This window comes from Pectobacterium araliae (assembly GCF_037076465.1).
GTDB lineage: Bacteria > Pseudomonadota > Gammaproteobacteria > Enterobacterales > Enterobacteriaceae > Pectobacterium > Pectobacterium araliae.
Genome location: NZ_AP028908.1, coordinates 2,285,082 through 2,299,179, shown reverse-complemented (window position 1 = coordinate 2,299,179; position 14,098 = coordinate 2,285,082). Strand labels below are relative to the sequence as shown.

Here is a 14,098-nt window from a genome sequence, read left to right as displayed (position 1 = left end):
CTTCATCGTTTGATATACTCAAAGAGACTTTTTTCAGAGAAAAGGATCCAAAAGATGAAAAAAACCGTCATTTTTGGTGCTGCGTTATTCCTAGTTGCTCCGCTGGCTGCTCAGGCATCTTGCGAAAGCGTGAAAGCGGATATTACCCAGAAAATCATTGCCAATGGCGTACCAGAATCCGGTTTTACACTGGATATTGTACCGAACGATCAGGTGAATCAGGCCGGTGGTCAGGTGGTTGGCCACTGCGAGAATGATTCACACAAGATTGTTTACACCCGCCATGCCGAGGGCGAAGCTAATACTGAAAGCGCTCCTGCTCCAGTAGAAGGCCAGCCGACAACCACACCGTAACCTCTTCTTCTGGATGTTCAAAAGGCGCTTTCGCGCCTTTTCTTTTGTTGCTATTTTTTTCCGGTTTCGATATGTCCCGGCCGCTGGTTCGCGGGAATCATTCTGGCAGAAAGCAGCGTAATGGCGGCGATGAGAGCGGAAACGATGAATACACCATGGATTGATGAGGCGACCTGCGATGCCAGCGTATCGAGCTGGTTTACGCTCAGCAAAATACGTTTGGCTGGGTCCATAAGCGTTTGGAGCGGATCGTTCACGTCCGGCAATCTCCAATGCAGATTGATGTTCAACGTGGCGCCAAGCATTGCCGTTCCCAACGCGGAACCCAGCATGCGGGTGAACATGGCGGAAGCCGTTGCAATGCCGCGAATGGAGTAGTCCACCGAGTTTTGTATCGATACCAGAAACGTGGTGCTGCTTAGCCCCATTCCTGAACCGATCAAGAATGCCGCCAGTCTCGCCCACATAAGATTACTGTCTGGTTGAACGGTTAACAGCGTCAGGCTACCGATAATCAGCACTATACCGCCGCACATCGCCGTAAATCGATAAGACGTCCACAGCATTAACCGTCCACTCAGCGTACTGGCCAACGGCCAGCCAATCGACATCATCGCCAGTATACTGCCTGCTTCCAACGGGGTTCTGCCCATGACTCCCTGAATAAACGTCGGTAAAAAAGCGCTCACGCCCATCATGGCAGCCCCGACAACTAATCCGCCAAGATTACCAGCGATAATGACCCGATTGCGCCACAGCGCCAGCGGGAACAGCGGCTCTGGCGTGCGTTTCTCCTGTCGAACTAGCAAGATGCTACCTACGACGAAGATTGTGAGCAGCGGAATCACCCAATAACCAAACACCTCCGCCTGTAGTAACGCCATCAGTAAACTGGCGACAGACACCACCAGATAGAACGCCCCCATCCAATCCAACTTATGCTGGCGCACCGCATTGATCGTCGGTAGATAGCGAGCCAGCAGGAAGATCGAAAAGAGCCCAATTGGCACGTTGACCCAGAAAACGAGCGCCCAGTTGAAATGTTGTACGATGAACGCACCCAGCAGTGGGCCCATGATGGCGGAAAAGCCCCACACGCTGGACAGATAACCTTGGATTTTCGGGCGTTCGGTTGAGCTGTATACATCGGCGACAATGGTGAAGGCAATCGGCGTAATCGCGCCAGCCCCCAGCCCTTGCAAGGTTCGGAAGACAATCAGCCAGCCCATCTGCGTAGAGAACCCGCACAGAATCGATCCCAGCAGAAATACCATCATGCCAAAAAAGAAAACCTTTTTACGACCATACAAATCGGCCAATCGACCATAAATTGGAATACTGATCGACTGTGTCAGCAAATAACCCGCAAAAACCCAACCTAGTAGGGAAAATCCACCTAAATCCGCGATGATCGTAGGCAATGCGGTGGCAACGATGGTCACCTCAATCGCTGCCGTGAACATCGCCAGCATACAGGCAATTAAAATCCAGTGGCGATGTGGGACAGGCGTATGTTTCTGGTTATTCTCTGTTTTCATTATATTTTCAGGATAAGAAGAAAAACTGCCTGTGAGTATAACAGGTGGCGTGGCGGAGAAAATTTATTCCCGCAGAGAAGCGGGAATAGAGAACAAAAGGAATTAATAGCTGACGGCAGAAAGATCGATATAAGACGAGAGATCCCGCTGCTCGACACGTGGCAAATAAGGCAGCTCACCCAGTTGCGGTGCCGGAATTTTTTTGCGCAGAACATGAATAATTTCTGCGTAATTTGCCAGACCAGGGTTAATACGGTTAGCAACCCAACCAACCAGCGGTAAGCCATCGTTGATAATCGCCTGCGCTGTCAGCAACGCATGGCTGATACAGCCCAACTTGATGCCAACAACCAGCACAACAGGTAGTTGTTCCTGTACTACCCATTCGGAGTATGGCCGCAGATCGTTCATGACGGTTCGCCATCCGCCCGTGCCTTCAACCACCACGATATCGGCGGCTTCACTCATATGGCGTAGACCTTGCGTCATCGTGCAGTAATCAATCGCGCTTTCACTGGCGCTGATTTCATCTTCTCGCAGTGCAATGGGGTTAACCATGTTATAGGGTAATTCCAGCGTGGAGGCCGCCTGTAGCAATAGCGCATCTTTATTACGCAAACCCGCTTCCGTTTCTTCGCACCCTTTTGCTATCGGTTTGTAGCCCGCAACTGATTTACCTGCCAGCGCTAGTTTTTGCAGCAGCGCCTTGGATACCACTGTTTTGCCAACGGCGGTATCAGTACCAGTGACAAAAATACGTTTCAACATGGGATAACTCCAGACCACCCAAATACAACAAAACAAGCACAGCTAAATGCTTTCCAAGCGTGAAAGTCTAGGCTATGCCCCATTCGGGCAGTTTGCGTTAGCGCAATGTTTTGTTGCTCTACACCTCTATGGTTATCCCTGTAGCAGTTTAACCAGCAGCGATCCATTGTAGAGCGCATCTTTTACCAGTGCTGCACCGGGCATCGTACCCTGATTGTAGAACTGGGTCGCTTCCACCTGGATATTGTGACTGTAGGGAGGGAATGACTGCTGTTGAATACAGCCTAAAATGGCGGGATGCAAAATGCTGGCCGCTTTGTTCAGAGGGGAACCTACCAGAATTTTATCGGGATTGAAGAGATTCACCATAATGGCGACAATACGACCCACGTTATTACCCACATCGTTGATAATATCTTTGGCTAATTGATCACCGTTTAGCGCAGCATCACACAGGTTCTCTACGCTGAGCGGTGAACCGTGTAGGAGCGAACTCATGGAGGTATTCATGCGTTGCTGCGCCAGTTCCAGCATGTTTGCCGTGCTGGCGACCGTTTCCAGACAGCCGTGATTGCCGCAATAGCAACGCTTGCCATAAGGATCGACTTGCGTGTGCCCGATTTCGACCAGATTCCGGCTCCCTGCGTGCAGAATGCGTCCTCCAGTGATCACGCCCGCGCCAACGTTATGGTCGATCACCACCTGAATCACATTTTGGCAATCGCGTGATGCACCGTATAGCGCTTCGGCCATTGTCCAGGCGCAGATATCGTGCTGCAAGTACACTGGCAACCCCGTGCGCTGTTCTAGTGCCGGACCAATTGCCATCTCCTCAACGTCATAAAATGGCATCCGGTGAATAATGCCCTTACTGGCATCAATCATGCCCGGTGCGGTAATCGCGATTGCCGTTAGCCGTTCCAAGCGCTTTTGGTGCCGAATAAAAAACTGGTCGATTTCATTCAAAATACGGTCGAGCAGTGGCTGTGGCGACGCAGCGGGAAGCGGGATTTCTTCTTCCACAACCAGCTTGCTGCTGAGATCGCGCAGCGCTAACAATAGGGTGTTGTGGCTGATGCGTGCAGAAAGATAGTGCCAGGCTTGGGTATCCAAAATTAGGCCGATAGCGGGACGCCCCCTGCTACCCACATCCTGGTATTCCGTTTCTTGTACCAGATGGGCTTCCAGCAGTTCACGGACGATTTTGGTAATACTGGCGGGCGCGAGCTGAGCGCGTTTGGACAGTTCGATACGTGATATCGGGCCGTACTTATCGATCAGCCGATACACTGCACCGGCATTCATTTGTTTGATTTGATCGATGTGTCCTGGTTGACCGTCGGCTATCACAAACCTGGCTCCTACTCATTCGCATTATTGCTGGCACAGCTGTTGAAATATTTATCTTTATTATCGCAGCACGGTTATTTTTTACGCTGCAAAATAAAAAAACTGCGGGTATGGTGGGGCTTTTCACTAAAGCCGTCAAATATTTGATTCGTTATGTGATTTAGCGCGCATATTTTAACGATTATCCCCCAACATTAGCGACATCAGCATGTTAGCCGCCGCACTTTGCGGATGATGTTGCGCGGTAACCAGCCAGACTTCCGTTGTGGCGTCCTCTTCTTCCAGCAGCAAATACTTCACTCCATCAACCCGAATACGCAAGAATGACGCAGGCAAAATAGACACCCCCAACCCCGCCGATACCAATCCAACAATGGTCATTGCCTCGCCGACTTCTTGCGTGATGTAGGGGCTGATGCCATAGCGCTTCAGCAACGTCAGCGTATCGTCATACAGTGCAGTTCCAACTGCACGAGAGAAGAAAACGAACGGCTCATGCGCTAACTGTGTGATGTTAATTGCACGCCCTGAGACTTGCTGCGCTAACGGATGAGATTCTTGTACCACGGCGATGAGCGGTTCACGCAATAACAACTGGTGATTCAACGCATCAGGCAGTGGATTATTGCGCATAATGCCAATATCGAGCTTACCGTTCAGCAGCGGTTCAATTTGCTGCTTGGTGTTGAGCTCTATCATCTGAATATGGACTTCCGGGTAGGTTTGGCGAAAACGCAGCAGGCTACTGGAAATCTTTTTGATAAACGGGGCAGACGACGTAAAGCCGATCGTTAATTCTCCAATCTCGCCGCGTTGAATGCGGGATGCCCGCTCCGCCGCCTGCTCAACCTGACTGATGATCGACCAGGCTTCTTTCAGAAACATCGCGCCCGCAGGGGTAAGCTGAACATTACGGTTGTTACGCGCCAACAATTTCGCCCCCACCTGTTCCTCCAGAATCTGGATCTGTTGGCTCAGTGGCGGCTGTGAAATGCGTAATCTTTCCGCGGCGCGCCCAAAATGTAGCTCTTCGGCAACCGCAATAAAATAGCGTAGGTGGCGTAGTTCAATATTCATATTTTTAACGTATCAATTGTGATTATTAATATATTATACAAAATAATGTCACTCTTCTATGATCGCCACATTGTTGTTCTACGCCTGATTGACCTTTTCCGGTAAGGAATTATTGTGAGTAACCTGCCATCTTCTGCACCGAATGACTGGTCTATTTCTACGACCGATGATGTGGAGGATATAGCCCCGAAACCCTTCGCTAAAACGTCTTATATTACGCGTGGTACACCACAATTTATGCGTGTCACGCTGGCGCTATTTTCTGCCGGGCTAGCCACGTTCGCCCTACTATATTGCGTACAACCGTTGTTGCCGGTGTTATCTCAGGATTTTGGTATTTCGCCCGCAACCAGCAGCCTGTCACTCTCCGTCTCCACGGTGATGCTGGCTTTTGGGCTGTTGTTCACCGGTCCACTCTCCGACACGATGGGTCGTAAGAACGTGATGGCGGTGTCGCTGATGCTGGCTGCACTCTGTACCGTGATTTGCGCGTTCATGACCAGTTGGAACGGCGTATTGATTATGCGAGCGATGATCGGCCTGTCGCTAAGCGGCGTCGCAGCCGTTGCTATGAGTTATCTGAGTGAAGAAATTCACCCCAGCGTGCTGGCATTTTCGATGGGATTATATATCAGCGGTAACTCGATCGGCGGAATGAGCGGACGTTTGGTCAGCGGCGTGTTGACGGATTATTTCCCGTGGCGGGTTGCCATCGGTGCAATCGGTATACTGGCGCTTATTGCGGCGATAACATTCTGGCGAATTCTGCCGGAATCACGCCATTTCCGCCCCGGTTCACTGCGTCCGACAACGTTGCTGTTAAATAGCAAACTACATTGGCGCGATGCGGGTTTGCCGTTGCTGTTCCTTGAGGGATTTTTGCTGATGGGCGCATTCGTTACCCTGTTTAACTACATCGGGTATCGGCTGTTAGCTCCACCGTATTTGCTCAGTCAGGCGGTGGTTGGTTTACTTTCCGTGGTCTATCTCACTGGAAGTTATAGTTCACCAAAAGCTGGAGCGTTGACTTCTCGCTATGGCCGTGGCCCAGTGCTGAGTATTGCGATTCTGCTTATGCTGACAGGTCTGGGAATAACGGCACTGACACCCGTATTCGCTATCTTTGGAGGGATGATGCTCTTTACCGCTGGGTTCTTCGCCGCACACTCGGTAGCCAGCAGTTGGATTGGGCAACGGGCGCGTCGCGCCAAAGGCCAGGCTTCATCAATGTATCTTTTTTCTTACTATTTGGGGTCGAGTCTGGCTGGCACACTGGGAGGATTCTTCTGGCATTCATTCGGCTGGATGGGGATTACGGTGTTTCTCGCAGCCCTCTTATTGTCCGCATTGTTCGTCAGCCTTATACTGAAACGTCGTCTTTAAACCCTTTTCTTATAGGAGTTTATCTGATTCAGGTAAACTCCGCGCTGCTCCCGTTCACTCCCTTGTATTTCCCCCGAGCCCTGCTAAAAATGATGAAATACACAGTTGCTGAAGCGAGTTTTTGTAAGTATAAAGATAAGTATGTTGTAACTAAAATGGGTTGGGTTATGAATCGCTACGTGCTAATCGATCGCATGAACCGCTGTTTCCAAACGTTAGAGACCAAGTTGGCTCTGATGCAACGACAGTTTGGCGAATATCGGCTGCTGGCAGGCCGCGTCTATTCCCTTCCGAATGTGGAAAAAGGAACGGAGCATGACCCTATTGAGCATATCGCCGTCACGCAGTACGTTGGGCAAGAGGCACGCGAGAAAGGGTTAGCCCATTTTCAGCGTCTGTTCATTCACCACTATCCAGAAACGCTCAGCAGTAAAAGCGCGATCCGCTTGCCAGGCGCACTCTGTTTTTCCGTCAACGCCGCACAGTATCAGCAGGCGCAGTCACTTATCGCGGAAATTAATGCGCTGAAAAAGGAGCTGGAGCAGATTATTACTGTCGAATCAGGACTAGAGCCGGAACAGCGCTTTGACTTCGTCCATACGCATTTGAAGGGGTTGATCACGCTCAGCGCTTACCGTTCGTTAACGTTCATAACGAACCCGGCATCAGTCCGGTTTGGTTGGGCGAATAAGCACATCATCAAAAACATGACGCGCGGGGAGTTGCTGGAGAAACTGACCAAAAGCCTGAACGCAGCAAAAAATGCAGCACCGTATACCAAAGCGCAGTGGATGGAGCATGTGGAACAAGAGATAGAAACCGTATTACCGCTGCCGGAAGAGACGATATTGAAGATAAAACGCCCGGTAAAAGTGCAGCCTATCGCACGCGTATGGTATCCCGAGCAGCAGAAGCAGGTTCAGCACCCCTGCCCGTCTCCTCTGCTCGTACTTTGTCAGCAGGGAGCCGACGGCGATGTACCGACCATCGGCGAGCTTAATCCTTATGATGCTAACAACATCAAACATAAGCACAAGCCGAAAGCCGCCGAACTTCGCTTGCTTATCCCGCGTTTGCATCTGTATACCGATGCGCCGGAATAATCGAGTAGGAGGCGAGATTACTCCCGCCGTCCTCTCACACCACCGTACGTGCGGTTCCGCATACGGCGGTTCATGTTAACTCTGGAACTGCCGTTGCTGCTCCACTAGTGATATCAAGCCGAGTCGTCTGAACTGCGCCGTCTTTATCGCATCATTCATGTGACTCGACCCCGCGTTCCACCACGCTCCTCGCTGGTTACTCGCCGACCTCCACGCTCGCTTTTCACACAAGCCCGCTCGCATTAGCATTCGGGCTCGCGTATACGTTCGTTTCCATTGCCGCCACAGTAGACTGCGCAGTTTACGCCTGACCCAGCCGTCAATCTTCTCCAGAACTCCTTTTACTTCCGTGTATCTGAAGTAGCTCATCCAGCCTCGCAGTATCGGTGTGAGTTCATTGATTACGCCTTTCACTGATTTCGTCGCGTGCCCTGTCGTCAGGCTACGGATCTTCTCCTTCAGCCTCTCGACACTGCTCCCTGCGATCTTCAGTCGGGTCTGTTTGTGCCGTGTCACGCTGTATCCCAGGAACTTACGCTCCCACGGTCGCGCCACCGCACTCTTCTGCTCATTGACCTTTAGCTTCAGTATGTCTCTCAGGTACACCCTGATTGCCCTAAAGATATGCTCGCCTGCTTTGCGACTGCTCACGTAAATGTTGCAGTCATCCGCATAGCGACAGAAGCTGTGACCTCGACGCTCCAGTTCTTTATCCAGTTCATCCAGCAGAATGTTCGACAGTAGCGGCGACAACGGTCCGCCCTGCGGCATTCCCTTACCTCGCTTCTCTGTCTCGCACCCGTTCGTCATTTCCGCTTCAAGGTAGCGACGTATCAGTTTCAACAGCCGTTTATCCCTGACATGCCTCGCCAGACGTGACATCAAAATGTCATGATCCACCCGGTCAAAGAACTTTTCCAGATCCAGATCGACCACCCAGCGTTTCCCGCTTTGTATGTAGCGCTGTGCCTGTTGCACTGCCTGCCACGCATTGCGGTTACTTCTGAACCCGTAACTCGATTCGCAGAAGTGCGGCTCCACGACCGGACTGAGTTGTTGTGCTATCGCCTGCTGGATAAGCCTGTCCACTACCGTCGGGATACCCAGGGTTCTCACGCCGCCGTCCGGCTTTGGGATATCCACTCTGCGTATCGCCTGCGGCTGGTAGGCGCCCGTAATCAATGCCTGCCTGATACTCGCCCAGTTCTGTTTCAGCCACGGCTTCAACTCCGTCACTTTCAGGTTATCTACCCCTGCCGCGCCGTTGTTTTCCACCACGCGCTGATAGGCCAGCATCAGGTTCTCTCTCGTTATCACCGTTTCCATCGTCAACGGCATTTCCGCTTTCGTTTGCCCACCGACCGCCGTGGGGATTTCAGCACCCTCATGCAGCACTGACGGATACTGTCCGTCTCCTCTGCCGCTGGCCGCAGTGCTCTGCGCTTGTGCCTCATTAATTCCCATCGAGTATCGGTGTCCTAATCACGGTTAATCATGTTCAGCCCTTCATGCTGCCAGTTATGCAGCACTACTACGGCTTCGGCTGACTGCTGCACGTTCATCCCGTCGCCTCTCGACGCTCGGTAGCCCTGAAGCAAACGTGCAGCCCTCCCGGGGTAATTCGCGCGACCTTCCTGCTTATGCCTGTCAGCTTTACGTCACAGCGTTCTGTGCAAGTATTGGGCTTTGATGATATTTGCCACCTTACCCCGCTGTGCCGCCTAAACTGCTTCCTGTTCGTCAGGCCAGCATTTTGCCTTCAGCTTCCTTCAGATCCCACCTCGCGGTGGGCACCCTTGCCGTTCGGCTAACACTTCCCCTTGCCGGGTGTGTAGAGGACTTTCACCGCCAAGTCGCCCCTTGACCACTACAGTCAACGGACAGCGCCCGTCAAGGCGCTACGCGCCATGCCCGGCGCACAAAAGAAAACGCCTGCAGATAGACATCAGCAGGCGATGCGATAACACGCTGACTACCGCGCCATTATTTTTTCAGGCTACCGACCATCTCTTCTGGTCGGACCCATTCATCGAACTGCACTTCAGTGAGATAGTTCAGTTTGAGCGCCGCCGCTTTCAACGTCAGCCCTTCTTTGTGCGCTTTTTTGGCAATGTCTGCCGCTTTGTCATAGCCAATATGCGTGTTCAGCGCAGTCACCAGCATCAGCGATTCATTCAACAGTTGGGTGATGCGATCGTGATTAGGCTCAATCCCCACAGCACAGTGCTCATCAAAGCTCTTCATACCGTCAGCCAGCAGGCGGATCGATTGCAGGAAATTATGAATCACCATAGGGCGGTAGACATTCAACTCAAAATTACCAGACGCGCCGCCGATATTCACCGCGACATCATTGCCCATCACCTGGCAACACAGCATTGTCAGCGCTTCACACTGGGTCGGATTGACCTTGCCTGGCATGATGGAACTGCCCGGTTCGTTTTCAGGAATGCTCAGCTCGCCGATACCACAGCGCGGACCTGATGCCAGCCAGCGCACATCGTTGGCAATCTTCATTAACGATGCGGCCAGCCCCTTCAAAGCACCATGCCCATGCACCAGCGCATCACAGGTCGCCAGAGCTTCGAACTTATTCGGTGACGTTACAAACGGCTGGCCAGTGAGTTTCGCCAGTTCCGCCGCCACGCGCACTGCGTATTCAGGATGCGTGTTTAGCCCCGTTCCAACCGCCGTACCGCCCAGTGCCAGCTCGCAAATATGCGGCACGCTGTTTTCGATATGCTTCAGGTTATGCTGCAACATCGCGGCCCAACCAGAGATTTCCTGTCCCAGCGTCAGCGGCGTCGCATCCTGTAAATGCGTACGGCCGATTTTAACGATATTTTTGAACTGTTCCGCCTTTGACGCCAGCGTGGCGTGCAGGGCTTTCAACTCTGGTATCAGATGTTCGTTGATCGCAACAACGGCCGCAACATGCATCGCCGTTGGGAACACATCGTTAGAACTCTGACTTTTGTTAACATCATCGTTTGGATGAACCAGCCGATTGTTGCCCCGCGCTCCCCCTAGTAGCTCACTAGCACGGTTAGCCAACACTTCATTCATATTCATATTACTTTGCGTGCCGGACCCCGTCTGCCAGATCGCTAACGGGAATTCTCCCGCGTGTTTGCCTGCCAACACCTCATCCGCTGCCTGAATAATCGCATTCCCGCGATCGGCAGGTAGCAGCGTGAGATCCATGTTAACGCGTGCCGCTGCACGCTTGGTTTGCGCGAGTGCATAAATCAGCGCTTGTGGCATTTTCTCTTCTGAAATACGGAAATGCTCCAGTGACCGTTGCGTTTGAGCTCCCCATAAACGATCAGCAGGAACATCAATTGGCCCCATTGAGTCTTTTTCACTACGCGTCGTGCTCATTATCTTTCCTCTTTAAAATACAGATTCAAATAGTAGAAGACATCGAATCACATCGCTGGGCCTATTCTGATAACACTGACTGGCCTATAACACGGTCTGGTATCGCGCTACATAAAACATTACCATGAAGCGAAGAAGATGCAGTGTATTCATAATCATTCAAGTAGTTAACCGCTGGCATCACAAAAATTAACAATTTAATGTAATCGCAGGGAGCCGAAATGCAAAAAATGCTCAATTGCGTCCAGCACTACGCCTGGGGCAGCAAAAAAGCCTTAACTGAGCTTTATCGTATTGATAACCCTAATGATTTACCAATGGCAGAACTGTGGATGGGTGCGCATCCCAAAAGTAGTTCAGCAATTATTGATGAAAAAGGCAACACTCGCAGCCTACGAGACGTCATTGCCGAAGATGCCATAACCCACCTTGGCGCAACGGTTACGCAACGTTTTGGTGAGTTGCCCTTTCTGTTTAAGGTGTTATGCGCAGAGCAACCGCTTTCCATTCAGGTTCATCCCAGTAAATCAGCGGCAGAACAAGGCTTTGAGAAAGAGAATGCGGCCGGTATCGCGCTGGATGCGGCCGAAAGGAACTATAAAGATGCCAATCACAAACCAGAATTGGTCTACGCGTTAACGCCTTTTCAGGCGATGAACGGGTTTCGAGAATTATCTGAAATTGTTCATCTGCTGGAACCAATAGCCAGTGCACATCCCTCAATTGTCGCGTTTTTACAACAACCCGACGCAAAAAACCTCGCCATGTTGTTCACCAACCTGCTTAGTATGGAAGGCGAACAAAAATCACGTGCACTCGGCGTATTGAAAGCCGCACTAAACAGCCAAAACGGCGAGCCTTGGGAGACAATTCGTGCGATTACCCACTATTATTCCGATGATAGCGGGTTGTTTTCCCCGCTGTTGCTGAACGTGATTACACTTCAACCCGGTGAAGCCATGTTCCTGTTTGCTCAAACGCCACATGCCTATTTAAAAGGCGTGGCATTAGAAGTCATGGCAAACTCGGATAATGTGCTGCGTGCAGGGTTAACACCGAAATACATTGATATTCCAGAGCTGCTGGAAAATGTCGTGTTTGAAGCCAAACCCGCAAACCAGTTACTGACGACGCCACACCGTAGGGGTAATGAACTACGTTTTCCTATCCCGGTTGATGATTTTGCTTTTTCACTGCATGAATTGAGTCAGAATCCACAAACGCTCGGCCAAAACAGCGCTGCTATTGTATTTTGCGTTGACGGTCATGCCGTCCTGCAAAAAAATGAGCAGCGACTTTCGCTACGCCCGGGAGAGTCCTGCTTTATTTCCGCCAGTGAGTCACCGATAACGGTTGAGGGACAAGGGCGTCTCGCTCGCGTATTTAACCGATAACGCGTTCCGTACACGGTTGTTACACATGTACGGCGCTGAAAATTAGCCGTGTATTGCATGCAAAGTTCTCTGCGTTTCGCGTTGAAAACGCGCATTTTTTTACTAAAGGATGAATAAAGATGAAGAAATCGTTAGTCGCCGTAGGTGTGATTGTTGCTCTGGGTGCCATCTGGACCGGTGCATCCTGGTACACCGGCAAGCAGTTAGCTCAGCAGATTGATGGTTTTACCGATACGTTGAATACTCAACTTAAGCAAGCCTACCCCAACGCAGGGTTGAAAGTCGTTTATCGCGACTATCAGGGCGGCGTATTCAGCAGCACGCTAGCCTATGTATTACAGAGTGATGGCACAGCAAAAGGTACACAAATCCTTGCGCCCGGTGAAGAACTGGTCTTCAACGAAACCGTCTCTCATGGGCCGTTCCCATTGGCACAGCTCAAGAAATTCAATCTTGCACCGGCGATGGGCTCTGTCCATACCGAGTTGGCTAATACACCAGCCGTCAAAGCCTGGTTTGAACTGACTAAAGATAAGCCATTCTTTACGGCCGAAACCCGCGTCGCCTACAGCGGTGATACACAGTCACTCGTTACGCTGGCACCCATCGACCATCAAACGCCAGAACAGAAATTTTCCTTCAGCGGTGCAGATATCTTGCTGGATATCGGGCACGACCTGCGCAGCAGCAAGCTAGATACCACCATCGGCAGCGTGAAGATGGAAAGGAAAAATACCTGGGGTCAGACAGAAAATGTCGATATCACCGATTTCTCCATCAAAGCGATCAATCAAAAAGGTAAATTCGATCTTGATTTAGGTGATGGTGCCCTCTCTCTTAAAACGATGACGTTTATTGTAGAAGGTGGCGAACCCGTTACACTCAACGACCTCTCTTTGCAAAGCAACGCGACGGAAGATGACAAGAATCTGGCAGGCAAGATGGCAGTGACGCTGGGATCGTTGATCATCGGCGATCGCAATCTGGGTTCGGGTAACGTAAACATATCTATTTCACAGCTTGATGGCGAAGGCACTAAGCAATTCCTCACCGCCTATCAGGAAAAAGTTCAAAAACTGTTACAAGACCCGAGCACGATAGACCCCGATGCTTATCAGCACGACGTTGCCATGTTCGCTCTGCAATATCTGCCACAGTTGCTGAAAGGCAACCCAAGTATTGCCATCTCGCCGATCAGTTGGAAAAACAGTAAAGGCGAAGGAACGTTCACACTGGCGCTGGATTTAACCGATCCGTTGCAGAGTACAGATAAAGCGGCTGACGCCACGGTATCTGACGAAGAAAAAATTATTCGTCAGTCGGTCAAAAAACTCGATGCGAAACTCAACGTACCGTTGGATATGCTGACGGAGTTAATGGTACAGAGCAGCCCTAAAACGGCCAATGCGGAAGAGCAAAAGCAGTTGGAGGATATGGCGAAACAACAGGTTAATATGATGGCCGAGATCGGTCAGGGAAATCAGTTGAGCGTCACCAAAGACAATGCGATTACCAGCTCACTGCACTACGCGGATGGTCAAATTGACTTCAATGGCAACAAAATATCGTTAGCCGATTTTATCGCGCCTTATTTCTCCGTTCCCACGGAAGAAGATGAAGAGTCTCTGCCCGGGGCACAAGAAGAATCCGTTACGCCACCCGCGCAATAATCCTTTGTTTGGTAGCATTACGCGTTAAAAAAACGGTGGCCGCTCTTTCAGCCACCGTTTTTTCTGTCCTATACCTTCTG

11 protein-coding genes are annotated in these 14,098 nt (G+C 51.0%); 5 read left to right on the top strand and 6 right to left on the bottom strand.

The features are described 5' to 3' along the window. The first annotated feature begins 54 nt into the window (after nucleotides 1-54). Complete coding sequence (locus tag AACH44_RS10405; RefSeq protein ID WP_261849740.1) at nucleotides 55-354, top strand: DUF1161 domain-containing protein; 300 nt, start codon at nucleotides 55-57, stop codon at nucleotides 352-354. 50 nt (nucleotides 355-404) lie between these two features. Here the strand turns inward: AACH44_RS10405 and AACH44_RS10400 are convergent, their stop codons facing one another. The 4 genes from AACH44_RS10400 to AACH44_RS10385 form a co-directional block, all read right to left on the bottom strand. After that, nucleotides 405-1,892: an MDR family MFS transporter gene (locus AACH44_RS10400; protein WP_261849739.1), complete on the bottom strand. Its 1,488-nt coding sequence runs from the start codon at nucleotides 1,890-1,892 to the stop codon at nucleotides 405-407. Nucleotides 1,893-1,994: 102 nt separating this feature from the next. Then, nucleotides 1,995-2,660 carry a dethiobiotin synthase gene (gene bioD, locus AACH44_RS10395; protein WP_261849738.1) on the bottom strand — a complete coding sequence of 222 codons (666 nt, stop codon included), beginning with the start codon at nucleotides 2,658-2,660 and terminating at the stop codon, nucleotides 1,995-1,997. A gap of 132 nt (nucleotides 2,661-2,792) precedes the next feature. Beyond that, complete coding sequence (gene mlc, locus AACH44_RS10390) at nucleotides 2,793-4,010, bottom strand: sugar metabolism global transcriptional regulator Mlc (RefSeq protein ID WP_261849737.1); 1,218 nt, start codon at nucleotides 4,008-4,010, stop codon at nucleotides 2,793-2,795. 174 nt (nucleotides 4,011-4,184) lie between these two features. Continuing rightward, nucleotides 4,185-5,087: a LysR family transcriptional regulator gene (locus tag AACH44_RS10385; RefSeq protein ID WP_261849736.1), complete on the bottom strand. Its 903-nt coding sequence runs from the start codon at nucleotides 5,085-5,087 to the stop codon at nucleotides 4,185-4,187. A 114-nt stretch (nucleotides 5,088-5,201) separates the two neighbouring features. Here AACH44_RS10385 and AACH44_RS10380 point away from each other — a divergent pair, with 114 nt between their 5' ends. Beyond that, on the top strand, nucleotides 5,202-6,470 hold the full coding sequence (locus AACH44_RS10380; RefSeq protein WP_261849735.1) for an MFS transporter: 1,269 nt from the start codon (nucleotides 5,202-5,204) through the stop codon (nucleotides 6,468-6,470). A 167-nt stretch (nucleotides 6,471-6,637) separates the two neighbouring features. Beyond that, entirely contained in the window at nucleotides 6,638-7,573 is a 936-nt protein-coding gene (gene tus, locus AACH44_RS10375; RefSeq protein WP_261849734.1) for a DNA replication terminus site-binding protein, read from the top strand. A gap of 75 nt (nucleotides 7,574-7,648) precedes the next feature. Here tus and ltrA read toward each other — a convergent pair whose 3' ends face one another. Continuing rightward, complete coding sequence (gene ltrA / locus AACH44_RS10370) at nucleotides 7,649-9,037, bottom strand: group II intron reverse transcriptase/maturase (protein ID WP_338659228.1); 1,389 nt, start codon at nucleotides 9,035-9,037, stop codon at nucleotides 7,649-7,651. 519 nt (nucleotides 9,038-9,556) lie between these two features. Next, nucleotides 9,557-10,954: a class II fumarate hydratase gene (fumC, locus tag AACH44_RS10365; RefSeq protein WP_261850101.1), complete on the bottom strand. Its 1,398-nt coding sequence runs from the start codon at nucleotides 10,952-10,954 to the stop codon at nucleotides 9,557-9,559. 221 nt (nucleotides 10,955-11,175) lie between these two features. Between fumC and manA the strand changes: the two genes are divergently transcribed. Further along, complete coding sequence (gene manA, locus AACH44_RS10360) at nucleotides 11,176-12,348, top strand: mannose-6-phosphate isomerase (protein ID WP_261850102.1); 1,173 nt, start codon at nucleotides 11,176-11,178, stop codon at nucleotides 12,346-12,348. Between the two features lie 119 nt (nucleotides 12,349-12,467). Then, entirely contained in the window at nucleotides 12,468-14,018 is a 1,551-nt protein-coding gene (locus tag AACH44_RS10355; RefSeq protein ID WP_261850103.1) for a YdgA family protein, read from the top strand. Nucleotides 14,019-14,098 lie beyond the last annotated feature (80 nt).